We start from the raw sequence: 23,472 nt of genomic DNA, 5'->3' as shown, positions 1-23,472 counted from the left end.
GCACCGCCTGATGGCAGTCCACCGGCACCGCGCCCGCACCCTCCTCGCTGGGGTGCTCACCGCGCTCGCCCTGTCCACCACCCTGATCGCCGCCGCGCCTGCCGCCGCGAGCGCACCGACCGTCAACCGGCCCGACGCCGCCGCCGGGTGGCTGGCCCGGCAGCTCGTGGACGGTGAACGCTTCGAGGTCGTCTTCGACGGCGTCGCCTACCCTGACCAGGGCCTCACCATCGACGCGATCCTCGCGTTCGCCGCGGCGAAAGCCTCCGGGACGAACGCGGGCAAGGCGACCGCATGGCTGGCCCGCCCGGAGATCCTCACCGGCTACATCGGCGACGGCACCGAGGCGTACGCCGGCGCCACCGCCAAACTCGCCCTCGCCGTCCAGGTCCGCGGCGGCAGCCCGGCCGCGTTCGGCGGCGTCGACCTGATCACCCGGCTGCGCGGGCTGCAGGCGCCGTCGGGGCGGTTCAATGACCGGTCCGCGTTCGGTGACTACAGCAACCAGTTCACCCAGGCGTTCGCGCTGCTCGCGCTGAGCCGCACCCCGGCCGGCGCACCGGCGACCGGCGCGACCTACCTGGCCGGCACCCGCTGCGCGGACGGCGGCTACCCGCTCTACTACGACCAGCCGGCCTGCGTCAGCGACGTCGACGCGACCGCCCTGGCCGTGCAGGCGCTCCTCGCCGTGCACCGGCCCGCCGACGCCGCACCGGCGATCGCGTGGCTGGTGTCGCGGCAGGCCGGCGACGGCTCGTACACCGACGGCGCCGGCGTCGTGAACGCCAACAGCACCGGCCTCGCCGCGCAGGCCCTCGCCGTCGCCGGACGGCCGGTCGCCTGGCTGAAGGCCCGCGGGTTCCTGCTCACACTGCAGGTGCGGTGCACCGGCCCGGCCGCCGACCGTGGCGCGATCGCCTACACCCCGGCCGGGTTCGACCCGGCGACCGCCGTCCGTGCCACCGCGCAGGCCGTGCCCGGGCTCACCGGACAGGGCCTGGCGGCGCTGACCTCGGCCGGCTCGAAGGCCGCCGCTCCCGTGCTGGCCTGCCCGTGACCGTCCACTTCGGAGGAACGATGACGTCCACCCTGCGCCGCACCGTGTCCACCGTCGTCGCCGCGATCGCGGCCACCGGCGCCCTCGTCCTGGCGTCTCCGTCGGCCGCGCATGCCGCCGCCTGCTCTGCGGGATCCGGCGTGACCGTCGTGGTCGACTTCGGGTCGCTCGGCGGCGGCGTGGTCACGAACTGCTACCCAGGCGACCCGGCCACCGGCCTGGCCGCGCTGACCGGCTCCGGGTTCACCGTGACCGGCACCCAGCGGTGGGGGCTGGCGTTCGTGTGCCGGATCAACGGCAAGCCGACCGCGGCGACCGAGCCATGCGTCAACACCCCGCCCGCGTCGGCGTACTGGTCGTACTGGCACGCCGCCCCCGGCGGCGCCTGGACGTACAGCTCCAGCGGCGCGTCCTCGTTCAACCCGGCGATCGGCACCGTCGAAGGCTGGCGCTTCGGCTCCGGCCAGCAGCCGTCGATCACCGCCCCCTGACAGACCCGGTACGGCGCCGCCACGACGGCGGCGCCGTACCGCTGCACCCGGAAGGCTCCACATGCGTCCGCACCGCAGGGCCGTCGCCGCCCTCGCCGCCACCGTCGCGACCGGCCTCGCCGCCGTCAGCACCGTCGCCGCCGCCGAGGGCCCGGCACCGCAAACGGCCGGCGTCTGGCTCACCACCCAGCTCGAGGACGGGCTGCTGACCAACTTCGGCATGCCCGACATCGGCCTCACCATCGACGCCCTGCTCGCCCTCAAGGCCACCGGCGTCGCCCCCGCCGCCGCGGCGGCCGTCGCCGACCAGGTCGCCGCGAACGCCGCCACCTTCAGCTACTACGAGATCGACTACGACGAGGACGGCGACCTGGACCGGATCACCGACGCCGGGTCCACCGCGAAGCTCCTCCTGGCCGCCGTCGTCGCCGGCCGCGACCCGAAACACTTCGGCGGTCTGGATCTCGACGCGCAGACCCGCGCCCTCATCGCCACCTCCGGTCCGCACCGGGGCCGGGTCCGCGACACCACCCCCGACGTGTACGGCGGCGACGCGTCCAACACCTTCGACCAGTCCCTCGCCGTGCTCGGCCTGACCCGCAGCGGGGGAGCGCCCGCCGACACCGTCGCCTACCTGGTCCGGCAGCAGTGCCCCGCCGGCGGTTTCCGGCTCAACCCCGATCCGGCCGGCGCAACCTGTACCAGCGACGCCGCCGCCGACGTCGACGCCACCGCGATGGCCGTCCAGGCCGTCCTCGCCACGGATCCCGGGTCCGCCGCGGCCGCGAAGGCCGTCGCCTGGCTGAAGGCGAAACAGGCCGCGGACGGGTCGTTCGTCAACGGGCCGCAGCAGCCGGACCCGAACCTGCCCTCGGTCGCCAACAGCAACAGCACCGGCCTCGCCGGGCAGGCCCTCGCCGCCGCCGGCGCAACCGCCGAAGCCGGCAAGGCCGCCACGTGGATCACCGGGCTGCAGCTGACCACCGGCGCGGACCAGGGCGCGATCGCCTACTCCGCGGAGGCGCACGCCACCGGCGCGATCGACGACATGCTGCGCGATCAGTGGCGCCGCGCCACCGCCCAGGCCGTCCTCGCCCTGGCCCAGGTTCCCCTCGGCGACATCGGCAAGCCCGTGACCGGATCTCCGTCAGCCTCCGTATCGGCATCGGCATCGGCATCGCCGTCCGCATCCGTGTCGCTGTCACCGTCGCCGTCACGATCCGCGTCCGCCAGCCCGTCGGTGAGTGCCTCCGTCAGCGGGTCAGCGAGCACGACGCCCGGCGGGGCGCTGCCCGTCACCGGCGACCCGATCATGCGCATCGCCGCCGTCGCCGTCGGGCTGATCATCGCCGGTGCCGTCCTGGTCCTCGCCGCCCGCCGGCGTCGCACACCGTGACGTCCGTTCCCGCCAACCTGATCCGAGCGGCGGCGCTGCTGATCGCGGCCACCGCCGGACTGGTGCTGCCCGCCGGGACCGCCCACGCGGCCGGCACGGCCGGGTACTGCCCGGACAGCACGGGCGTCACCGTCGTCGTAGACTTCCACGAGCTCGGCGGCGGCGTCGTCATCCGCTGCGCACCGGGCAACCAGTCCTCGGGGCTGACCGCTCTGCAGAACGCGGGATTCACGGTCGCCGGCACCAACCGGTGGGGCCTCGCGTTCGTCTGCCGCATCGACGGCAAACCCGGCCCTGCCACCGAACCGTGCGTCGACACCCCGCCGGCCACCGCCTACTGGTCCTACTGGCACGCGTCGAACGGCGGCGCCTGGACCTACAGCGACAAGGGCGTCAAGAACCGCACCCCACCACCCGGCAGCTTCGACGGCTGGTCCTTCTCCAAGAACCACACCGAAGGCACCGCCCCCAAGCCCGGCGCCACCCCCGCCCGCCCCGCCGCATCACCACCCCCGCCGCCGACCACCGGCCCGCCCACCCCGGCAGCGCCCCGCACCACCGGCGCGGTGCCGGTCACCAGCGGCCCGCCGGTCATCAGCGCCCCACCCTCGACGGTCACGTCCGCACCCCCATCGCCTGCGGTGACCACGACAACGTCAAGTACAGCCCCGGAGGCTGCGGCGGACGCCGAGGCGACCAGGACCGCATCCGGGGTTCCCGTCGGCACCCTCGCCGGCGCCGGGCTCCTCGCCGCGCTGGCCGTCGCCGCCGGGGTCGTCGCGTGGCGGCGCCGCAGGACCCGCGACACATGACCCGGCCGCTGCACCCGGCCGCGTGGTGGCTGTGGGCGATCGGGCTGGCGACCGCGGCCAGCCGCACCACCAACCCGATCGTCCTCGCCCTCATCGTGGCCGCCGCAGGCTGTGTCGTCGCCCGCCGCCGTACCGACGCCCCGTGGGCCCTCGCGTTCCGGCTGTACCTGTACCTCGGCGCGCTGATCGTCGCCAGCCGGCTGCTGTTCCGGGTCCTGTTCGGCGGCGGAGGCGGCACCCACGTGCTGTTCACCCTGCCCGAGGTCCCGCTGCCCGCGTGGGCGGCCGGCATCCGGCTGTTCGGCCCGGTCGCCGCCGAGGAACTGCTCGGCGGCCTCTACGACGGGCTCCGGCTCGCCGCGATGCTCATCTGCCTCGGCGCCGCCAACGCCCTCGCCAACCCCAAACGCCTGCTCAAACTCGTCCCCGCCGCCCTGTACGAGGCCGGCACCGCAGTGATCGTCGCACTGTCCGTCGCCCCGCAGCTCGCCGAGAGCGTCCTGCGGGTGCGCCGCGCCCGCCGGCTCCGCGGCGGCGCCGGCAAGGGCGTGCACGCGCTGCGGGCGATCCTGCTGCCCGTCCTCGCCGACGCCCTCGACCGGTCCCTCACCCTCGCCGCCGCCATGGACTCCCGCGGCTACGCCCGCGCCGGCACCACCCCACGACCCGTCCGCCTCGCCACCGCGGCGCTCGTCGTCGGCGGCCTCCTCGGTGTCTGCGCCGGCGTGTACGGGCTCCTCGACGCCACCACACCCCGCGCGCTCGGCCTGCCCATGCTCGCCGCCGGCGGGGCCGTCGCCGCGGCCGGCATGCTGCTCGGCGGGCGCCGGGTGACCCGCAGCCGGTACCGGCCGGACCCGTGGCGCCTGCCCGAAACCCTGACCGCGCTCGCCGGCATCGGCGCCGGCGCGCTGCTGTTCGCCACGGCCACCGTCGACCCCGCCAATCTGTACCCGTCGCTGAGCCCGCTCACCTGGCCGCAGCTCACGCTGCTGCCCGCCCTCGCCGTCGCGCTCGCGGTGGCACCGGCCTGGCTCACCCCACCGGTCCCCACGGAAACCGCCGAGGCACCAGCATGATCGAGTTCGACCGGGTCACCGTCACCTACGCCGGCGCCGCGACACCCACCATCCGCGACGTCACCCTCAGCATCGGCGAAGGCGAGCTGTGCCTCGTCGCCGGCCACACCGGCACCGGCAAGTCCACACTGCTGCGTGCGGTCAACGGGCTCGTGCCGCACTTCACCGGTGGCACCCTCGCCGGCCGCGTCACCGTCGCCGGCCGCGACACCCGCACCCACCCACCCCGCGAGCTCGCCGACGTCGTCGGGTACGTCGGCCAGGACCCGCTGCACGGCTTCGTCACCGACACCGTCGAGGAGGAGCTCGCCTACGCCCTCGAACAGCTCGCCGTGCCCGCCCCGGCCATGCGCAAACGCGTCGAGGAAACCCTCGACCTGCTCGGCATCGCCGACCTGCGGCACCGGCCGCTGCGCACCCTGTCCGGCGGGCAGCAGCAACGCGTCGCCATCGGCGCCGTCCTCACTGCCCACCCCCGCGTCGTCGTCCTCGACGAGCCCACCTCCGCCCTCGACCCCACCGCGGCCGAGGACGTCCTCGCCGCCGTCACCAGGCTCGTCCACGACCTCGGCATCACCATCCTCATCGCCGAACACCGCCTCGAACGCGTCGCCCACTACGCCGACCGCCTCCTCCACCTCCCCGGCGACGGAACCGTCATCGACGGCCCACCTGCCCGGATCCTCGCCACCGCCGCCGTCGCCCCGCCGATCGTCGAGCTCGGCCGCCTCGCCGGCTGGCACCCACTGCCCCTGTCCGTCCGCGACGCCCGCCGCGCCGCCGCCCCGCTGCGCGCCCGCCTCGAAGACCACGAGCCACCATGTCGCGGCTTCGGCGTCGGTACCGTCGAGCTCCTGGCCCACGACGTCGTCGTGCGGTACGGACGGCACACCGCCGTCGCGGGCGTCGACCTGCAGCTGCGCACCGGCGAGGTCGTCGCCCTGATGGGCCGCAACGGATCCGGCAAGTCGTCACTGCTCTGGGCGTTGCAGGGCTCGGGCCCCCGGCAGCGCGGCACGGTCACGACCGGCGGCACCGACCCGGCGAAACTGTCCCCGACCGACGCCCGCCGCCGCGTCGGACTCGTCCCGCAGACCCCCGCCGACCTGCTGTACCTCGACACCGTCGACGCCGAATGCGCCGCCGCGGACGCCGACGGTGTTCCCGGGGCCTGCCGGGCGCTGCTCGACGACCTCGCCCCGGGCATCCCCGGCGACCTGCACCCCCGCGACCTGTCCGAAGGCCAACGCCTCGCCCTCGTCCTCGCGATCCAGCTCACCGCCGCACCACCGGTCGTCCTGCTCGACGAACCCACCCGCGGCCTCGACTACACCGCCAAACGCCACTTCACCCGCATCGTGCGCGGCCTCGCCCGGAACGGCACCGCCGTCGTCGTCGCCACCCACGACGTCGAACTCGTCGCCGCCCTCGCCGACCGCGTCGTCGTCATGGCCCAGGGCGAGATCGTCGCCGACGGCCCCACCGCCGACATCATCGCCGCGTCACCGGCGTTCGCCCCGCAGGTCGCCAAGATCCTGCACCCGCAGCCGTGGCTCACCGTCGCCGACGTCGCCGAGGCCCTGCGATGACCCACCCCGTCCGCGTCCGCCCCCGCGCTGCGCTCGTGCTGACCCTCGCCTCCACCGCCGGCCTCGCGGCGTTCTTCTGGCCGCTGTTCGTCCCCGCCGATCCAGCGGCTGTCGCGCGAACCGCTGAAGCACCACTGATCTTCGTCGTGCTGCTGCCGGTCCTCGTCGCCGTCATGCTCGCCGAACTCACCAGCGGAGGCATGGACACCAAGGCCGTCGCGATGCTCGGTGTGCTGTCCGCGATCAACGCCGCCCTCCGCCCGCTCGGCGCCGGCACCGCCGGCATCGAAACGGTCTTCTTCCTCCTTGTCCTGGCCGGCCGCGTCTTCGGACCCGGGTTCGGCTTCCTCCTCGGCTCCACGTCGCTGTTCGCGTCCGCGCTGCTCACCGCCGGCGTCGGGCCGTGGCTGCCGTTCCAGATGCTCGCCGCCTCCTGGGTCGGGCTCGGCGCCGGCCTCCTCCCGCGCCGCCTCACCGGCCGCGCCGAGATCGCGATGCTCGCCGCCTACGCCGCCGTCAGCGCCTACGCCTACGGCTTCTGCATGAACATGTGGTTCTGGCCCTTCAGCCCCGCCGCCGACACCCAGCTCTCCTACCTCGCCGGCGCCCCGCTGCTCGACAACCTCCACCGCTTCGTCCTCTTCACCGTCACCACGTCCTCCCTCGGCTGGGACACCGGCCGGGCCATCACCAACAGCGTCGCCGTCGCCGTCCTCGGCACCGCCGTCCTCACCACCCTCCGCCGCGCCAGCCGCCGAGCCGCCTTCGACGCCGCCGCCGACTTCACCAGCGCGGAGGGCAATCGACTGGCTTCGTGATGGTTGACCCAACAATTGGCAACGTCCGTGACCGGCTCTCTACTCGAGAGCAACGGCCGTCGCCAGGCCGCAACCGTTCATAACCAGCTACGACGACAGGACCTGGTCCCACAAGAATGCCTTCCACCAGCTCCGCAACGGCGCAGCGCAGACGTGTTGAAGTGTCCGCTAGACCACCCGACTGTCATCGATCAGTTGCGCGAGCGGGTGTGGCTGCCCGGTCATCGCGGCGAGGGCTGTCGCGACGGCTTGCAGGTCGGCGCGGATGTAGGTGGTGGTCGCCGGTCCGGTGGTGTCGGTGTGCCCGGCGTAGGCGCGGGCGGTGCCGTACCCGAAGTGCCGCTCGACCCAGGTGAGCGTGGTGTGGCGCAGCCAGTGGGCGGTGATGCCCTGAGCCGCGACCCACGGCAGGTGCCGGCCGACGCGGCGCCAGAGCTCGTCGTAGCGGCGGCCGGTCAAGGCACGACCGTTGCGGTACCGCAGCAGCGGATCTGCGGGCAGGACTGCGCCGCGAACGGCGGCATGCTGGGCGAGGCTGGCAGCGAGGTCGAGGCTGATTGGCTGCCAGCGCAACGTGCCGCCCTTCTCACGCAGCTGTAGGAGGCCCCGCTCGGCGTCCAGGTCCTGTAGGCGCAGCCCGAGGGCACCGGCGCGCCGGCATGCGGTCTCGGTGTGCAGTCGCAGTAGCAGTGCGTCGAGGATGGTGTCGTTGCCGGTGGTGCGGGCGACCTGGTTGATGTCGGTCAGTTCGGCCGGGGTGAGCGCTCGTCGGGTGGTGGGGAGCCGCCGGGGTTTGCGGACCCGGTGGGCTGGGCTGTCCGTGGCGTCGATGAGACCGTCGGCGATGGCGACGTTGTAGAAGGCGCGGGCGGCGGCGATGAGCAGTTCGCCGGCGTGGCGGCCGCCGCGGCTGTTGCGCCGGGCCCGTGCGTTGGCGACGACGCGTCGCTGGAGTGCCTGGATGTCGCTGGCGGTGATGGCGTCGATGGTGAGGTTGCCCCAGGCTGTGGTCATGCGTTGCCAGTAGCTGTGGTAGGCGCGCAGCGCGCCGGGTCCGGCCGCGGCGAGCACCTGCGGAAGGTACTCGTCGAAGGTCGGCACTGCCGGTCGGGCATCGCGTTGCAGGTCTGCGAGGGTGATGCCGAGTTCGGCCAGGGCTGTCCAGGCGGCGGCGAGCCGCTCGCGGTCAGGCGTCATCGTCCGTGGCGAAGCGCTCGGCGAGGAACTGTGCGACGGTTCGGGCTGGGTGGATGAGGAGCAGGTCACGACCGGGGTTGGCAAGGAGGACGACTACGTCGCCAGCGGTGAGGTGACACAGCTGCCGGATGGCCGAAGGGATGGCGAGGAGACCGGTGGCGCCGACGGTGTGGCGTGCGGTCGGGCTGGAGGTCGCGGTGATGGCGTCGTGCGCGATGTCGAACTGGATGCGGTGCCCCGGTGGCCAGCCGAGCCGGTGCAGCAGCGGGCGGGCCGAGATCCGGCCGGACGGGTCGAGCCGACCGACGTCGAGCTGCGCGTCGGCCAGGTCAGGGCCGGTGCGCGGTGCCGGCAGCCGGGGCAATGGTGGCCGTGGCGGGCTGGCGCGGGGGAGTGGTGCGGGGATGAGCGCCGCGATCATCTGCTCGGCCGGGGCCGGAACGTTGCTCGGCACGCGGCTCATCGTCGCCGCCGGAGCGTTGCCCGCACATGCCGAAACCCGACCGGGTGCTCACCCGCTCGGGTCAGCTGCTGGGATGCTTTGGTCCCCACGATCTTGGTAAACATTCACCAAGACCAGTGTCGAAGGGGGGACTTGAACCCCCACGCCCTTGCGGGCACTAGCACCTCAAGCTAGCGCGTCTGCCATTCCGCCACTTCGACCTGCTGTGAACATCCTACCCGGTGACTTCCGCACCGCCCGGATGGCCGTCGGAGACATTACACGGTCCTGGAAGATCTTGGCGAATCGGGGGGTGTGACACGCGAAGGGCCCCGGCGGAGGGGGGATCGCCGGGGCCCTGTTTCGCTGGGGTGGCCGGTGGGGGAGCCGGTCACCCGTGCAGGTCATACGTTGAAGATGCTCACGCCGCCGGGGCCGACGAGCAGCGCGACGACGATGAGGATGATGCCCCACAGGATCTGGCGGCGCAGGAGGGCGGCGACGCCGGCGATGCCGATGAGCACAGCGATGATCCACAGAACGGTTGCCATGATGGTGTAGTACCTCCGGGGTGAGATCGATAAACCTGATCAGCTGGCGAGGTCCTCCGGCCAGGTGGTGCGGCGGGTGAGGACGTCGCGGACCTTGTCGACGACGGCCACGGCCGGGTCGACGAGCTTGTTGAGCGGTGGTGCCGACGGGGTGTTCGGGTGGGGGCGGGTGGGTGCCGCGCCGCGGGCGATCAGGACCCGGTTGCCGAGCCGGACGAGCTCGGTGTCGGTGCACTGTTCGCGGAGGCGGGGGAACACCTCCTCGCCGGTGCGGTGGGTGTGGTCGCGCACGTGCGCCGCGACCGCGTCCAGGGCGTTGCGGTACGCCTCGTCCGCTGCCGACGTCACGTGCAGCCGCTGCAGCGCGATGAGCAGCTCCGCGTCGGCCGCGATCTCCTGTTCGGCGATCGGGGCGCCGTCGGGCAGGACGGCCTTGACCGTCGGATAGAGGTACTGCTCCTCCGCGGACAGGTGCCGGGCGAGCGTGGCGACGAGGACGTCCTCGATGTCCTGCGACTTCGCCCGCTCCTGCGAGGAGGGAGCGGCCAGTCGCTCGCACAGCGACGTGAGCTGGCGGTGGTCCTCGTCGAGGAGGTCGAGCATGTTGTCACCGCCGAAGTCGACGTCGTCGTCCTCGATGCCCGGCACCGGTGGCAGCGGCGGCAAAGGTGCGGCGCTCACGAGACCTCCATCGATCGGTTTTGCTGGTGCCGCATCGGTACCCGACGTGCAAGTTCTTGAAACAGACGGTTACCGGCCAGTACGCTTTCATACACAACTATGAATGCGACACCGAAAGGGGCCGCCATGTCCGTCACCAGGCGGGGGCTGACCGTCCTCGCCGCCACCCTGGTCGTGCTGCTCGGGACCGCCATCCCGGCACACGCCGCCGCCGGGCCGCCACCCGGTTCGATCGCCAGCATGGGCGACTCCATCACTCGCGGGTTCAACGCGTGCGGATGGTTCGTCGATTGCCCGACCCGCTCGTTCAGCACGGGCAACAACTCCGCCGTCAACAGCCACTACCTGCGGATCCGGGCCCAGAACCCGGCCGTTGTGGCATACAACGACGCCAGATCCGGGGCGAAGGTCGCCGACATGCCCGGCCAGGCGTCGACGGCCGTCTCGCAGCATGTCGCGTACGTCACGATCCTCATCGGCGCGAACGACGCCTGCACCTCCTCGGAGGCGTCGATGACCAGCGTGGCGGCGTTCCGGGCGGCGCTGGACAGCGCGCTCGGCACGCTCAAGGCCGGCCTGCCCGACGCGAAGGTGCTGCTCGTCAGCGTGCCCGACCTGAAGCGGCTGTGGCAGGTGGGCAAGGACAGCTCCGGCGCGCGGACGGCCTGGGGGCTGTTCGGCATCTGCCAGTCGATGCTGGCCAACCCGACGTCCACCGCCGCGGCCGACACCGCCCGGCGTGATCGCGTCCGCCAGCGGGTGGTCGACTTCAACGGTCAGCTGGCCTCCGCGTGCACGGCGTACGGCGCGAACTGCAAGTACGACGGCGGAGCCGTGTTCGGCTACGCGTTCCAGCTGTCCCAGATCTCGACGTGGGACTACTTCCACCCCAACGCGTCGGGGCAGGCGGTGCTCGCCTCGGTGACCTATGCGGCCGGCTTCGGCTGGTGAGTGTGTGACGGTCCGGTGACGTCTCGGGGTACGTCGCCGGACCACCCGCCGGAATTGTCACAGCGGCCTGGTATGACTTCTCCATGGACGCCACCGACGAGGTCATCGAGCTCTGCCGCGACCTGCTGCGCATCGACACCACCAACACCGGCGACCTGGAGACCAGTGCTGGGGAGCGGCTCGCCGCGGAATACGTCGCCGAGAAGCTCGCCGAGGTCGGCCTGGAGCCGCAGATCCACGAGAGCGCGCCGGGCCGGGCCAGCGTCGTCGCCCGGTTCGAGGGCAGCGACCCCGGCCGTGACGCGCTGCTGATCCACGGCCACCTCGACGTGGTGCCGGCCGACGCGTCCGAGTGGTCCGTCGACCCGTTCGGGGGCGAGATCAAGGACGGCTACCTGTGGGGCCGCGGCGCCGTCGACATGAAGGACTTCGACGCGATGGTCCTGGCCCTCGTGCGGCAGATGCGCCGAGAGGGCCGCAAGCCGCCGCGCGACGTGGTGCTCGCGTTCGTCGCCGACGAGGAGGCGGGCAGCACCTACGGCGCGCAGTATCTGGTGGAGAAGCACGCGCACCACTTCGACGGGGTGACCGAGGCGATCGGCGAGGTCGGCGGCTTCTCCGTGAGCGTCGGCGGCGACCAGCGGCTCTACCTCATCGAGACCGCGCAGAAGGGCATCGACTGGCTGCGCCTGCACGCCAAGGGCCGGCCCGGGCACGGCTCGATGATCAACGACGACAACGCGGTGACCGCGGTCGCCGAGGCCGTCGCCAGGGTCGGCCGGCACCGGTTCCCGGTGATCATGACGCCGACCGTGCGCACGTTCCTCGAGCAGGTCTCGGAGATCCTCCAGATCGAGCTCGACCTCGACAACCCTGAGCAGGCCGTCGAGAAGATCGGCCCGATCGCGATGATCATCGGCGCGACGCTGCGCAACACGGCCAACCCGACCCGCCTCGCCGCGGGGTACAAGGACAACGTGATCCCGGGGCGTGCGTCGGCCACCATCGACTGCCGCACCCTGCCGGGGCAGTCGGAGCTGTTCGAGCAGCAGCTGCGCGACCTGGTCGGCCCCGACATCGAGCTGGAGTACATCCACCGCCAGGCCGCCCTGGAGACCACCTTCGACGGCGCCCTGGTCGAGGCGATGACGGCCGCGCTCAAGGCCGAGGATCCGGGTGCGCTGCCGGTGCCCTACATGCTCAGCGGCGGCACCGACGCCAAGCAGTTCGACAAGCTCGGCATCCGGTGCTTCGGCTTCTCGCCCGTGCGCCTGCCCGCCGACCTGAACTTCGGCGCGTTGTTCCACGGCATTGACGAGCGCATTCCCGTGGAGGGACTACAGTTCGGCGTGCGAGTCCTCGACAGGTTCCTCCAGCAGTCCTGATCAACCCGATCAGTCCCGACCCGACACCCGACACCGACAGCCACCAATCAGGGGGAGTCCCATCATGACCGACCGGCACGCGGAGCTTGACGCCGCGCTCGAGCGCGTGATCACGGCGGCCCGCGACCACCTTGCCGCGGTCAAGGCCGCCGACGGGCGGGCCGACGACGACGAGGTCTGGCGTGCCTACGTCGAGCTCAACAACGCCTCCAACGGCTATGACGAGCTCCTGCTCGACGCCTACGGCGAGGTCACCCCGTGGGACGTCGAGGCCATCGACCCGGATGAGGCCGACCGCCAGTTCGGCGTCGGCATCGGCGGCGTCGACGGCACCGAGGCCGAAGACCCGCACCCGCAGATCATCTCCGTCCGCCAGCGCCGCGACTACCGCGTCCCCAGCGTGGCCGCGCTGCTGCGCCTCGCCGACGCCGCCCGCCGCACCAACCCGGGCGACGGCGACACCGCCGCGGTCGAGACCGTCGGCGAAGCCGTCCTCGAGCTGATGCAGGCCGGCGACGGTTCGCTCGGCGCCCTCGACATCCCCGAGCTCGAGTCCCTCGACGGCGTGGTCGTCGTCGCTGAGGTCGCCACCCCGCTCGACCCCGAGGCCTACGAGGACAACGACGGCACCGGCCCCTTCGCCGTCGGCGCCGAGGACCGGGTGGTCGACCGCCTCGACGAGCACGCGTTCGTCGACCTGGACGAGGACGAGGACGAGGAGGGCGTCGGCATCGACGCCGGCCTGGACGAGGCCTCCGACCAGAGCTCCGCACCCGCCGACCGCCGCTGACCCACCGCCCACCCGGCCGGCCACTGCACGTTGGCCGGCCGGTGTGGTGCCCACAGGGTGGCGCGCCGGCCGTGCCCCCGTTCGCGCTGCGGGCCGTGCGCTCCGAGCCTCGAGCACGTCCACCTGTGGGCCGTGCGGTCCGGCCCGAGCACGTCCACCTGTGAGTCGTGCGGTCCGGGCCTTGAGCACGTCTGCCTGTGGGCCGTGCGGTCCGGCCCGAGCACGTCTGCCTGTGAGTCGTGCGGTCCGGGCCTTGAGCACGTCTGCCTGTGAGCCGTGCACTCCGGCCCGAGCACGTCTGCCTGTGGGCCGTGCGGTCCGCGCCTCAAGCACGTCCGCATGCGAGCCGTGCACTCTGGGCCGAGCACGTCTGCCTGTGAGCCGTGTGGTGGGGGCCTCGAGCACGTCCCCCGTGGGCCGTGCGTTTCCGGCCTTGAGCACGTTCGCCTGTGGGCCGTGCACTCCGGGCCTCGGGCACGTCCGCTGGATCGCGATGGCCCAGGCGTTCTGTCGTTTTCTGGCGACCGGGACCGCCTGCGTTCGATCATGGACGGTTGATCAAAGTCGTCCCGGAACTGGCAGCTGCCTGGGTGGCCGCTGCGCGCCTTCGATCACGAGCGGTGCGCCGCGTGACGCCCAGGGCGGCTGTCCGCAAGCGGCGCCAGGGTATCGCGGCCGTGATCAAAGCATCGGTCACCGGGATCCGTCGTTCGATCACGGGGCGCAAGATCGGAAGCTGGAGAGCGAACGGCGGCAGGCCAAGACCACGAGTGCCGCGGGTCGGAGCAGGGACAGTGGGCCCTTCGGGGAACAGAGCACCGAAGAGTTCACCGGATGTGTGCGTGCCCGTGGCTGGTCCCCGTGCGGCCGTGGCGCGCACGATCGGGAGAAGTGGACGGGGGGAGGACCCTACGTGCTGAGGCCGGGCATGGTGTCGTTGGTGACTCTGCGGCGGAGCATGACCTGTCGGGTGCCGTCGGCGTAGAGGCGGACCCGGGCCAGCTCCCAGCCGCCGTACTCGGCCTGGATCGTCAGCTGTGCGTTGGCGGTGAGCCGGTCCACGTTCGACGGCAGCCGCAACGGCACGTATTCGTAGTCCATGAACCGATATTGCTACGGCGAAATCCGCTGCACCAGCCCCTCGGCTGACCCGGCGACCACGACCGCGCCGGTCGACGGGTCCACCGCGACCGCGATCGGCAGGCGCGGCGTGGGGTGGCGGGCGACTTCGCGGGGGGTGCCGCCGGTCAGGTTGTAGCCCACAACCTCGTTACGTTCGGTGACCGCCACCCAGAGGGTGTTGCGGGTCTGGTCGTAGGCGGCGGCGTACGGGGAGCCGGGCACCGGAAAGCGTTGCCGCAGGATCAGCGGGCCGGTCTCGAAGGCGAGCAGCTCGCCGTCGCGGGCGTCGATCACCAGGAAGCGGCCGGTGCCGTCGCTGGTCACGGCCACGGCGCCGTCGCCGGCGCGGAGGCCTTCCTTGCGGGCGCCGGTCGTGGTGTCGAACACGGTGAGTGACGTCTCGGCGGGGTCGAGCACGGCGACGAGTTCGGTGACGACGGCGACGCCGCCGGGCCGGCCGCCCACGTGCAGGGTGCGGGTCACGGAGCCGGTGTCGGAGAGGATGATCACGTCGCCGAGGGACGGGACGGCGACCGCGGTCCACCCGGACGGGTGCACGGCCAGCGCGGCACCGGCCCCGGGAATCGACCACCGCGCCACCACCGCCGACGAAGCAGAAGAAGGCGAAGCAGAAGAAGCCGAAGCCGGCAACGAAGCAGCCGAAGACGGAGCAGCAGCAGAAGAAGACGACGGAGAAGACGAAGGAGACGAGGCAGCGGAAGAGGACGCCGAAACCGGGGACACGGTCAGCACGGTGCTACCGGACACGGCCCGGAACCGGCCGCCCGGCAGCGCCACCACCGCCCGCACCGGATCCGGGACCGGCACGGACGCGACCCGCGCCCCCGACGAGTCCAGCACGACGAGCGAGGACGCCAGACCGACCGCGGTCAGCGACGAGCCGACCGCCACCGCGAGCGGCGGACCACCCACCGGGACGACCGTCCCGGCAGGGGAGACCGACGGCTCCGGCGCCCAGGTGGGAGTGGGCACGGTCGCGTCAGGGCGGGAGACCGGAGCGCCGGCGTCGCACCCGGCCAGGAGTGCTACCAGTACCAACGACAACAACGAGACACGGCGCATGATGCGGCAATTATGTCTGGCGCTCCGGATAGCCCGACGTCGGCGCCGACACGTCGTCCAGGGCGGCCCGGATCTCCCGGGGCAGGTCGATCTCCTCGGTCTGCAGCGCGCCGAGGAGCTGGCCGACGGTGCGGGCGCCGAGGACGGGCGCGACCACGCCGGGGCGGTCGCGGACCCACGCGAGCGCGACCTCGAGGGGCGACACGCCGAGGCCGCCGGCGGCGGTGGCGACCGCCTCGACGATGCCGGCGCAACGGTCGTCGAGATACGGGGCGACGAACCGCTCGAAGTGCGGCGAGGCGGCGCGGGAGTCGGCGGGGACGCCGCCGCGGTACTTGCCGGTGAGCACTCCCCGGCCGAGGGGCGACCAGGGCAGCAGGCCGATGCCGAGCGCGGAGCAGGCGGGCACGACCTCGCGCTCGATGCCGCGTTCGAGGAGCGAGTATTCGACCTGGGTGGAGACCAGCGGGGCGCGGCCCGGCCAGGCGGCCTGCCAGGTCGCGGCGCGGGCGGTCTGCCAGCCGGAGAAGTTCGACACACCGGCGTAGCGGGCCCGGCCGGTCGAGACGGCCGTGTCGAGGGCGCTGAGCGTCTCTTCGAGGGGGGTGTCGGGGTCATACCCGTGGACCTGCCAGAGGTCGACGTGGTCGGTGCCGAGCCGCTCGAGGGACGTGTCGAGGGCGCGCAGCAGGTGGCTGCGGGAGCCGTCGCGGCGGCGTGCCATGCCTGGTCGCAGGCCCGCCTTGGTGGCGATGACCAGCTCGTCGCGGGGCACGAGCCGGCCGACGAGGGCGCCGATCACCGACTCCGCCTCGCCGTCGGCGTAGACGTCGGCCGTGTCCAGCAGCGTGCCGCCCGCGTCGCGGAACGTCTTGAGCTGGGCGGCCGCATCGTCGGCGTCGGTGTCACGGCCCCAGGTCATGGTGCCGAGGGCCAGCCGGGATACCGCCAGCCCGCTACGGCCGAGCGGTCGCTGTTGCATAGCTGGCAACGATACGGCCGGATCCCACCGAAGGCGGGTAGGTGGGCCCCCGGCTACCCTTGGTGCCGCCCCGTGCAGGGTCGCACGGGGGACCCTGGGAGGCAGTTGTGCGACTCGCGTTGAACCTCGGCTATCTGGCCGCGTGGAATGATCCGGCCAGCCACCTGGCCCTCGCACAGGAAGCCGACCGCCTCGGTTTCTCCTGCGTGTGGGTGGCGGAGGCGTACGGGTCGGACGCCCCTTCGATGCTCGCCTGGTTCGCGGGGCAGACCGAGCGCATCGAGCTGGGCTCCGCGGTGTTCCAGATCCCGGCCCGCACGCCGGCGATGGCGGCCATGACCGCGGCCACGATCGACAAGCTGTCCGGCGGCCGGTTCCGGCTGGGTCTCGGCGTGTCGGGGCCGCAGGTGTCCGAAGGGTGGCACGGTGTCCGGTTCGGCAAGCCGCTGCAGCGCACGCGCGAGTACATCGACATCGTCAACCTGGCGCTGACCCGCAAGACCGTCGCCTACGACGGCCAGCACTACCAGCTGCCGCTGCCCGACGGCCCGGGCAAGGCCCTGAAGCTGACGCTGCACCCGACGCGCGACCACGTGCCGGTGTACCTCGCCGCGGTCGGCCCGAAGAACCTCGAGCTCGCCGGTGAGGTCGCCGACGGCTGGCTGGCGATCTTCTTCTCCCCGGAGTTCGCGCCGGAGTCGCTCAAGCCGATCGAGGCCGGCCGGGCCAAGGCGGGCAAGACCATGGACGGGTTCGAGATCTGCGCCGGGGTGCCGGTGGTCTTCGGCGACGACCCGCAGATGTGCGCCGAGCTGGTGCGGCAGTACGCGGCGCTGTACGTCGGGGGCATGGGCAGCCGCGAGCAGAACTTCTACAACGCCCTCGCCACCCGGATGGGGTACGGCGACGCCGCCCGCGAGGTGCAGGACCTGTACCTGGCGAAGAAGCACCGCGAGGCCGCGGCGGCGATCCCGTTCGAGTTCATCGACCAGACCTCGCTGCTCGGGCCCGTGGAGCGCGTCGCCGAGCGGCTCAAGGCCTACAAGGAAGCCGGCGTCACCGAGCTCGCGACGCTGATCTTCGGTGACCAGGAGTACGGCACCCAGACGCTGCGGCAGCTGAAGCAGGCGTACGACATGGCAGGGTTGTCCGCGTGACGACAGTTCTCCTGCTCCGGCACGGCCGCACCACCACCAACGCCACCGGGGTCCTTGCCGGTCACCAGCCGGTCGGGCTCGACGACGTCGGGCAGGCCCAGGCCCGGGCGGTCGGCGACCGGCTCGCCGCGGCGAAGCTCCCCCTGGCGGCGGTGGTGTCGTCGCCGTTGCCGCGCTGCCGGGAGACGCTGTCGATCGCGCTACCCGACTTTTCCGACATCTCGGTAGATGACGGCATCGTCGAGTGCCGCTACGGCGACTGGACCGGCCGGCCGCTGAAGGAGCTCGCCAAGGAGCCCCTCTGGGCCACCGTGCAGGCGCACCCCTCGGCGGCCGTGTTCCCTGGCGCCGAGGGCGAGTCGATGGCCGTCATGTCGGCACGGGCGATCGCCGCGATCCGGGGCTGGGACGCCCGGCTCACCGAGTCGCACGGTGCCGACGCCGTGTGGCTCGCGTGCAGCCACGGCGACATCATCAAGGCGATCGTCGCCGACGCCCTCGGCATGCACCTGGACCTGTTCCAGCGCATCGCCGTCGAACCGGCGTCGGTGACGGTCATCCGTTACACCCCGTTGCGGTCGTTCGTCCTCAGGCTGAACGACACCGGGGGAGATCTCGCCCCGTTTGTACCAAAAGTCGATGAGGAGCCGACGTCGGATGCTGCCGTCGGGGGCGGTTCGGGCGGTTCTGTGTGATCTTGGCGCCCGCCCTCGGCGGTCACCCTCGGGTGCGGATAGAGTTTTGAGCATGAGCCACCAGGTGTACGCATTCGAGCCGCCGGAGCGGTTCGTCGCGGGAACCGTGGGCGCGCCGGGGGAGCGGACCTTCTTCCTGCAGGCGCGCGGTGGGGGGCGCCTGGTCAGCGTCGCCCTCGAAAAGGTCCAGGTGACGCTCCTCGCCGAGAAGCTCGAGGAGCTCCTGCTGGAGGCGCAGCGCCGCTTCGGCGTCGACCTGCCCGAGACCGCCACCGTCGACACCAGCGACAACGAGCCGCTCGACACGCCCCTCGACGAGGAGTTCCGGGTCGGCACGCTCGGCCTGGCCTTCGACGTCGACACCGCGACCGTCGTCATCGAGGCCATCGCCGTCGGTGACGACGAGGCGGAGGAGGTCGAGGAGGAGGACGACGACGAGCTCAGCACCGCCGACCGGGACCGGCTGCGGGTCCGGCTGACCCCGCAGGCGACCCGCGCGTTCATCGACCGGGCCAAGCGGGTCGTCGCGTCCGGCCGGCCGCCGTGCCCGCTGTGCGGTCAGCCGCTCGACGCCCGCGGGCACCTCTGCCCGCGCCACAACGGCTACCGCCGGTAGTCGCCGTGCCGGCACTGCCCCAGGACGAGGCGCTGGAGTTGCTCCGCCACGGCACCATGGAGCTCGAGGGCCGGCTGATGGACGCGTCCAACGCGACGCTGCGCGCCGTGATCACGCACGGTTCGACCGTCGCCCGGTGCGTGTACAAGCCCGTGAGCGGCGAGCGCCCGCTGTGGGACTTCCCCGACGGCACCCTCGCCGGCCGTGAGTATGCGGCCTGGCTGCTGTCCGAGGCCACCGGCTGGTCGGTGGTCCCGCCGACCGTCCTGCGCGACGGGCCCCTCGGCGCCGGCATGGTGCAGCTGTGGATCGACGACGAGCTGCAGTGCGACGACGCGATCCTCGGGTTCGTCCCGGCGGGCAAGGTCCCCCGCGCCTGGAAGCGGGTCCTGACCGCACGCGACGAGCGTGGCCGCCCGTTCGTCCTCGCCCACGACGACGACCCGCGACTGGCCCGGATGGCGGTCTTCGACGCCGTCGCCAACAACGCCGACCGCAAGGGCGGGCACATCATCGACACCGTCGACGGCCGCGTCCACGGCGTCGACCACGGCATCTGCTTCCACGCCGAGGACAAGCTGCGCACCATCCTGTGGGGCTGGGCCAATGACCCGCTGCCCGACGAGGCCGTCGAGGTCCTGGAGAAGCTGCGCGCCCAGTACACGGCCGGGCTCGCCGAGGCGATGTCGGAGCACCTGACCGCCGCCGAGGTCGGCACCGTCGCGCTGCGGATCAACCAGCTGCTGCAGGCCAGGCGCTTCCCGGCGCCCGACGAGGACCGGCACGCCATCCCCTGGCCGCCGATGTGAAGGTCTGTCTACGCTAGGTTCGTCACACCTGTTTCCCACGTGTTTCAGCACGTCCGCGCGGATAGTCTTGGCGGATGGATTCATGGTCGGCACCGGCGGTGCCCACGCTGCCCCGCACCGCTGCCGGTGCGACCACACTCGCCCTGTTCGACTCGGCCCGCCGCGAGATCGCGCCGGTCCTGGTCGAGGGCAGGCCCGCCACCATGTATGTCTGCGGCATCACCCCGTATGACGCCACCCACCTCGGGCACGCCGCCACCATGATCGCCTTCGATCTGGCCAACCGGGTCTGGCGCGACGCCCGCCTCGAGGTCGACTACGTGCAGAACGTCACCGACGTCGACGACCCGCTGCTGGAGCGGGCCGCCCGCGACGGCGAGGACTGGGTCGTCCTGGCGATGCGCGAGACCGCCCTGTTCCGCGAGGACATGGAGGCGCTGCGGATCATCCCGCCGAAGCGGTATGTCGGCGCCGTCGAGTCGATCCCGCAGATCGCCCGCCAGGTGTCCGCCCTGCTGGCCGGCGGCCACGCGTATGTGCTGGAGGACGGCACCGGCGACGTCTACTTCAGCGTCGCCACGGCTCCCGGCTTCGGCGGCGAGTCCAACCTGTCCCGCACCGAGATGCTCCGCCTCGCCGCGGAGCGCGGCGGCGACCCGCAGCGCCCCGGCAAGCGCGACCCGCTCGACCCGCTGCTGTGGCGCGGCCTGCGCGAGGGCGAGCCCGCCTGGGACGGTGGCGACCTCGGCCCCGGCCGCCCCGGCTGGCACATCGAGTGCACCGTCATCGCCCAGAGCCTCCTCGGCGACACCATCGACGTGCAGGGCGGCGGCAACGACCTGCTGTTCCCGCACCACGAGTGCTCCGCCGCGCACGGCGAGGCGCTCAGCGGCAAGACCCCGTTCGCCACGCACTACGTGCACGCCGGCATGATCGGCCTCGACGGCGACAAGATGTCCAAGAGCAAGGGCAATCTCGTCTTCGTGTCCCGCCTCCGCGGCGACGGCGTCGACCCGATGGCGGTGCGCCTGGCCCTGCTGGCCGACCACTACCGCAACGACCGGCAGTGGACCGACGACGTCCTCAAGACCGGCCAGCAGCGGCTGTCGCGCTGGCGGCAGGCGGTGAAGGCCGGCGTCGGCCCGGCCGGGATCGAGCTGCTCGAGCAGCTGCGGGAGCGCCTCGCCGACGACCTCGACACACCCGGCGCCCTCGCCATCGTCGACAACTGGGTCGACGCCACCCTCGCCGACGCCGGTGAGGACCGTGACGCCCCGGCGGTGGTGCGCCTGGCCGTCGACGCGCTGCTGGGCATCAAGCTGTAGCTCACGTCGTTGAAGGATTGCGTGGGTGGGCCGGCCTGATCGCCGCGCCGGAGCTGTCGGACGCTCCAGGCCGCCACGGCGGAGGCCCGCCCACCCACGCTCACGGCGCCACCGCCAATACTTAGCCCTTGCGCTAACTGTTTCAGGAGCGAATACTTAGCCGCATGGCTCAGTATTCGGCCCAACTCGACGAGGTGTTCATCGCCCTCGCCGATCAGACCCGGCGGTCTGTGATCCGCCGGCTCGGGCGCGGGCCGGCGAGCGTCGGCGACCTCGCCCGCGAGTTCCCGATGGCACTGCCGTCGTTCATGAAGCACGTGCGGACCCTCGAAGGCAGCGGCCTGATCCACACGGCCAAGTCCGGCCGGGTGCGCACCTGCACGCTCAACCGGGAGCGCCTCGCCCTGCTCGACGACTGGCTCGCCGAGCAGCGCGGGATCTGGCAGGAGCGCACCGACCGGCTCGAACGGTTCGTCACCGACACCACGGAGGACCAGTGAACCCCGACCTCGACCTCGCCCTGACCCGGGTCATCCGGGCCCCCCGCGCCACGGTGTGGCGCGCGTGGACCGACCCGGAACGCCTCGCGCGGTGGTGGGTGCCGGCGCCCGCCCGGTCCCGCGTCGAGCGGCTCGACGTGCGCCCCGGCGGCGGGTTCGTGACCCGTCTCAGCGAGGACGGCGTCCACTACGGTCCGCACGTCGACGCCTGCTTCATCGTCGTGGAGGACCTCAGCCGGATCGTGTTCACCAACGCGGTCGACAGCGCGTGGCGCCCCACCAACCCCGACCCGGTGGCCATGACCGCCGAGATCTCGTTCGGCGACCACCCGGACGGCACCGACTACCGGATCGTCGTCCGGCACGGCGACCCCGCGGCGAAGAAGCGCCACGAGACGCTGGGATTCATCGACGGCTGGGGCACGGTCACCGAACAACTCGCGCGGCTGGCGGAGGGCGCAGCATGAAGATCACACTCGTTCAGTTCGTCTCGCTGGACGGCGTCAGTCAGGGGCCGGGCTCGCCGGACGAGGACACCAGCGACGGCTTCACCGGCGGCGGCTGGCTCGTGCCGCACATCGACGCGCGGTTCATCGGGCAGGCGTCCGACTGGCTCGACCACGCCGACGGCCTCCTGCTCGGCCGGCGCACCTACGAGGCCTTCGCCCGCGACTGGCCGAAGATCACCGACCCGGACGACCCGTTCACCGAGCGGATGAACTCGCTGCCCAAGCACGTCTTGTCGAACACCCTGCGCGACCCGGCCTGGCGGCCCGTGACGGTGCTGCGGGGCGACCCCGCGACAGCGATCAACGCATTGAGACGGCAGCCCGGCCGCGAACTGCAGATCCACGGCAGCGCCCGGCTCGGCGCCGCGCTGCTGTCGGCGGGCCTGGTCGACACGCTGCGGCTGGTCGTCGCCCCGGTCGTGGTCGGGTCCGGCCGCCGGCTTCTCACGCACCCGGCCGAGAGCGCCGGGATGCGCCTCACCCACCACGACGTCACGCCGAAGGGCCTGCTCCTGCTCGAGTACGAGACCACCGGCGCCGCCCCGGTCGGCACCTACGGCCTAGACGACGCGGAGGGCGTCCAGTAGCGCGGCCGCCCCGGGCGGATCGGGCGGGGCACCGTACAGCGCCGCGCTCACGTGCCGGCCGTCACCGGGGAGCGGCACCGTCCGTACACCTGCCGAACGATGGGCACGCAGCGCCAGATCGGGCAGGATGGTGACGCCGAGGCCGGCCGCGACCAGGGCCTGCACGGCGACATAGTCGTCGGTCGTGAACGCGATCTCCGGCGCGAATCCGGCCGCCGCGCACCGGCGGACCAGGCTGGTGCGGCACCGTTCGCAGCCGCCGATCCAGCGCTCCCCGGCCAGGCCCGCCAGGTCCCGGGTCTCGGCCGGGCCGGTGACGAGGTGCAGCGGCTCGTCGAACAGCGGCGTCAGCCGCACCCCCTCGTCCGCGGCCGGCTCGTCGAACGAGAAGATCACGGCCAGGTCGACCTCGCCGGCCTTGAGCAGCCGCAGCGCCTCCGGCGGCTCGGCCTCCACCAGGCTCAGCGCGACACCCGGATGCGTCGCGGCGAACCGGGCCGCGGCGAGCGGCACGAACGACCCCAGCGCCGACGGGAACGCGGCGAGGCGCACCCGCCCGGCCGTCAGGCCGCTCAGCGACTGCAGCTCCGCCTCGGCCGCGTCGAGCCGCCCGAGGATCTCCTCCGCGCGCTCCGCGAGCAGCAGCCCGGCGGGGGTGAGGCGCACGCCGCGGCCGACCCGCTGCACGAGCCGCGCGCCCGTCTCCGCCTCGAGCCGGGCGAGGTGGTGGCTGACCGACGGCTGCGCGTAGTGCAGCGCCTCGGCGGCCGCGGTGACCGACCCGTGCCGGGCGACGGCCAGCAACACCCGCAGCCGGGTCAGGTCAAGCATCGATGCCGCCTATGGTT

26 protein-coding genes and 1 tRNA gene are annotated in these 23,472 nt (G+C 72.7%); 18 read left to right on the top strand and 9 right to left on the bottom strand.

Translation table 11 applies throughout. The features are described from left to right. The first annotated feature begins 10 nt into the window (after positions 1-10). The 7 genes from Dsi01nite_RS14830 (at position 11) to Dsi01nite_RS14800 (ending at position 7,242) form a co-directional block, all read left to right on the top strand. Entirely contained in the window at positions 11-1,057 is a 1,047-nt protein-coding gene (locus Dsi01nite_RS14830; RefSeq protein WP_203846711.1) for a prenyltransferase/squalene oxidase repeat-containing protein, read from the top strand. 20 nt (positions 1,058-1,077) lie between these two features. Then, positions 1,078-1,548: an SCO2322-related protein gene (locus tag Dsi01nite_RS14825; protein ID WP_203846710.1), complete on the top strand. Its 471-nt coding sequence runs from the start codon at positions 1,078-1,080 to the stop codon at positions 1,546-1,548. Positions 1,549-1,609: 61 nt separating this feature from the next. Then, positions 1,610-2,944, top strand: a complete 1,335-nt coding sequence (locus tag Dsi01nite_RS14820; protein ID WP_203846709.1) for a cell wall anchor protein — start codon at positions 1,610-1,612, stop codon at positions 2,942-2,944. Beyond that, a complete protein-coding gene (locus Dsi01nite_RS14815; RefSeq protein ID WP_373318776.1) occupies positions 2,941-3,756 on the top strand; it encodes an SCO2322-related protein in 816 nt (271 codons plus the stop codon). The genes Dsi01nite_RS14820 and Dsi01nite_RS14815 overlap by 4 nt, the downstream gene beginning before the upstream one ends. Further along, on the top strand, positions 3,753-4,835 hold the full coding sequence (locus tag Dsi01nite_RS14810) for a CbiQ family ECF transporter T component (protein ID WP_203846708.1): 1,083 nt from the start codon (positions 3,753-3,755) through the stop codon (positions 4,833-4,835). Before Dsi01nite_RS14815 ends, Dsi01nite_RS14810 begins: the two co-directional genes overlap by 4 nt. Further along, positions 4,832-6,424 carry an ABC transporter ATP-binding protein gene (locus tag Dsi01nite_RS14805; protein WP_203846707.1) on the top strand — a complete coding sequence of 531 codons (1,593 nt, stop codon included), beginning with the start codon at positions 4,832-4,834 and terminating at the stop codon, positions 6,422-6,424. The genes Dsi01nite_RS14810 and Dsi01nite_RS14805 overlap by 4 nt, the downstream gene beginning before the upstream one ends. Further along, positions 6,421-7,242, top strand: a complete 822-nt coding sequence (locus tag Dsi01nite_RS14800) for an ECF transporter S component (RefSeq protein ID WP_203846706.1) — start codon at positions 6,421-6,423, stop codon at positions 7,240-7,242. Before Dsi01nite_RS14805 ends, Dsi01nite_RS14800 begins: the two co-directional genes overlap by 4 nt. A gap of 168 nt (positions 7,243-7,410) precedes the next feature. Here Dsi01nite_RS14800 and Dsi01nite_RS14795 read toward each other — a convergent pair whose 3' ends face one another. The 5 genes from Dsi01nite_RS14795 to Dsi01nite_RS14775 form a co-directional block, all read right to left on the bottom strand. Continuing rightward, positions 7,411-8,439, bottom strand: a complete 1,029-nt coding sequence (locus Dsi01nite_RS14795) for a tyrosine-type recombinase/integrase (protein ID WP_203846705.1) — start codon at positions 8,437-8,439, stop codon at positions 7,411-7,413. Continuing rightward, on the bottom strand, positions 8,429-8,893 hold the full coding sequence (locus tag Dsi01nite_RS14790) for an AbrB/MazE/SpoVT family DNA-binding domain-containing protein (protein ID WP_203846704.1): 465 nt from the start codon (positions 8,891-8,893) through the stop codon (positions 8,429-8,431). Before Dsi01nite_RS14790 ends, Dsi01nite_RS14795 begins: the two co-directional genes overlap by 11 nt. Before the next feature lie 126 nt (positions 8,894-9,019). Beyond that, positions 9,020-9,102, bottom strand: a tRNA-Leu gene (locus tag Dsi01nite_RS14785). A gap of 183 nt (positions 9,103-9,285) precedes the next feature. Next, positions 9,286-9,432 (bottom strand): GPGG-motif small membrane protein, encoded by a 147-nt coding sequence (locus Dsi01nite_RS14780; protein WP_203846703.1) that lies wholly within the window; start codon positions 9,430-9,432, stop codon positions 9,286-9,288. 39 nt (positions 9,433-9,471) lie between these two features. Beyond that, a complete protein-coding gene (locus Dsi01nite_RS14775) occupies positions 9,472-10,113 on the bottom strand; it encodes a hemerythrin domain-containing protein (RefSeq protein WP_239135897.1) in 642 nt (213 codons plus the stop codon). Positions 10,114-10,239: 126 nt separating this feature from the next. On the opposite strand from Dsi01nite_RS14775, the gene Dsi01nite_RS14770 reads away from it, so the two are divergent. The 3 genes from Dsi01nite_RS14770 to Dsi01nite_RS14760 all read left to right on the top strand — a co-directional run bounded on the left by Dsi01nite_RS14770 (position 10,240) and on the right by Dsi01nite_RS14760 (position 13,239). Beyond that, entirely contained in the window at positions 10,240-11,064 is an 825-nt protein-coding gene (locus tag Dsi01nite_RS14770) for an SGNH/GDSL hydrolase family protein (protein ID WP_203846702.1), read from the top strand. A gap of 83 nt (positions 11,065-11,147) precedes the next feature. Further along, a complete protein-coding gene (locus tag Dsi01nite_RS14765) occupies positions 11,148-12,449 on the top strand; it encodes a M20/M25/M40 family metallo-hydrolase (protein WP_203846701.1) in 1,302 nt (433 codons plus the stop codon). Between the two features lie 64 nt (positions 12,450-12,513). After that, positions 12,514-13,239: a hypothetical protein gene (locus Dsi01nite_RS14760; RefSeq protein ID WP_239135896.1), complete on the top strand. Its 726-nt coding sequence runs from the start codon at positions 12,514-12,516 to the stop codon at positions 13,237-13,239. 909 nt (positions 13,240-14,148) lie between these two features. On the opposite strand, the gene Dsi01nite_RS14755 is transcribed toward Dsi01nite_RS14760, so the two are convergent. The 3 genes from Dsi01nite_RS14755 to Dsi01nite_RS14745 are packed head-to-tail and all read right to left on the bottom strand — an operon-like array spanning position 14,149 to position 16,426. Continuing rightward, positions 14,149-14,340 (bottom strand): DUF5703 family protein, encoded by a 192-nt coding sequence (locus Dsi01nite_RS14755; RefSeq protein ID WP_203846700.1) that lies wholly within the window; start codon positions 14,338-14,340, stop codon positions 14,149-14,151. Positions 14,341-14,352: 12 nt separating this feature from the next. Continuing rightward, positions 14,353-15,444 (bottom strand): YncE family protein, encoded by a 1,092-nt coding sequence (locus Dsi01nite_RS14750; RefSeq protein ID WP_203846699.1) that lies wholly within the window; start codon positions 15,442-15,444, stop codon positions 14,353-14,355. 10 nt (positions 15,445-15,454) lie between these two features. Continuing rightward, positions 15,455-16,426 carry an aldo/keto reductase gene (locus Dsi01nite_RS14745; protein ID WP_203846698.1) on the bottom strand — a complete coding sequence of 324 codons (972 nt, stop codon included), beginning with the start codon at positions 16,424-16,426 and terminating at the stop codon, positions 15,455-15,457. Between the two features lie 107 nt (positions 16,427-16,533). Between Dsi01nite_RS14745 and Dsi01nite_RS14740 the strand changes: the two genes are divergently transcribed. The 8 genes from Dsi01nite_RS14740 (at position 16,534) to Dsi01nite_RS14705 (ending at position 22,624) form a co-directional block, all read left to right on the top strand. Then, positions 16,534-17,583 carry an LLM class F420-dependent oxidoreductase gene (locus tag Dsi01nite_RS14740; RefSeq protein ID WP_203846697.1) on the top strand — a complete coding sequence of 350 codons (1,050 nt, stop codon included), beginning with the start codon at positions 16,534-16,536 and terminating at the stop codon, positions 17,581-17,583. After that, complete coding sequence (locus Dsi01nite_RS14735) at positions 17,580-18,278, top strand: MSMEG_4193 family putative phosphomutase (RefSeq protein ID WP_203846696.1); 699 nt, start codon at positions 17,580-17,582, stop codon at positions 18,276-18,278. The genes Dsi01nite_RS14740 and Dsi01nite_RS14735 overlap by 4 nt, the downstream gene beginning before the upstream one ends. 52 nt (positions 18,279-18,330) lie before the next feature. Continuing rightward, on the top strand, positions 18,331-18,894 hold the full coding sequence (locus Dsi01nite_RS14730) for a DUF3090 domain-containing protein (RefSeq protein ID WP_203846695.1): 564 nt from the start codon (positions 18,331-18,333) through the stop codon (positions 18,892-18,894). 5 nt (positions 18,895-18,899) lie between these two features. Further along, positions 18,900-19,703, top strand: coding sequence for an SCO1664 family protein (locus Dsi01nite_RS14725; RefSeq protein ID WP_275423368.1), 804 nt, complete (start codon positions 18,900-18,902; stop codon positions 19,701-19,703). A gap of 74 nt (positions 19,704-19,777) precedes the next feature. Beyond that, on the top strand, positions 19,778-21,028 hold the full coding sequence (mshC, locus tag Dsi01nite_RS14720; RefSeq protein ID WP_203846694.1) for a cysteine--1-D-myo-inosityl 2-amino-2-deoxy-alpha-D-glucopyranoside ligase: 1,251 nt from the start codon (positions 19,778-19,780) through the stop codon (positions 21,026-21,028). A 164-nt stretch (positions 21,029-21,192) separates the two neighbouring features. Continuing rightward, positions 21,193-21,528: an ArsR/SmtB family transcription factor gene (locus Dsi01nite_RS14715; protein WP_203846693.1), complete on the top strand. Its 336-nt coding sequence runs from the start codon at positions 21,193-21,195 to the stop codon at positions 21,526-21,528. Further along, the gene (locus tag Dsi01nite_RS14710) at positions 21,525-21,995 is read left to right on the top strand and encodes an SRPBCC domain-containing protein (RefSeq protein WP_203846692.1); all 471 of its coding nucleotides are present in this window, start codon (positions 21,525-21,527) and stop codon (positions 21,993-21,995) included. The genes Dsi01nite_RS14715 and Dsi01nite_RS14710 overlap by 4 nt, the downstream gene beginning before the upstream one ends. Next, positions 21,992-22,624 (top strand): dihydrofolate reductase family protein, encoded by a 633-nt coding sequence (locus Dsi01nite_RS14705; RefSeq protein ID WP_203846691.1) that lies wholly within the window; start codon positions 21,992-21,994, stop codon positions 22,622-22,624. Before Dsi01nite_RS14710 ends, Dsi01nite_RS14705 begins: the two co-directional genes overlap by 4 nt. Here Dsi01nite_RS14705 and Dsi01nite_RS14700 read toward each other — a convergent pair. Then, positions 22,598-23,455 (bottom strand): LysR family transcriptional regulator, encoded by an 858-nt coding sequence (locus Dsi01nite_RS14700; protein WP_203846690.1) that lies wholly within the window; start codon positions 23,453-23,455, stop codon positions 22,598-22,600. The two genes, Dsi01nite_RS14705 and Dsi01nite_RS14700, sit on opposite strands and share 27 nt — an antisense overlap. Between the last annotated feature and the right edge of the window lie 17 nt (positions 23,456-23,472).

The organism is Dactylosporangium siamense (genome assembly GCF_016862795.1).
GTDB classification, from domain to species: Bacteria; Actinomycetota; Actinomycetes; order Mycobacteriales; family Micromonosporaceae; genus Dactylosporangium; species Dactylosporangium siamense.
The sequence above is the reverse complement of the archived record's forward strand: the minus strand, read 5'-3'. Positions and strand labels throughout refer to the sequence as shown.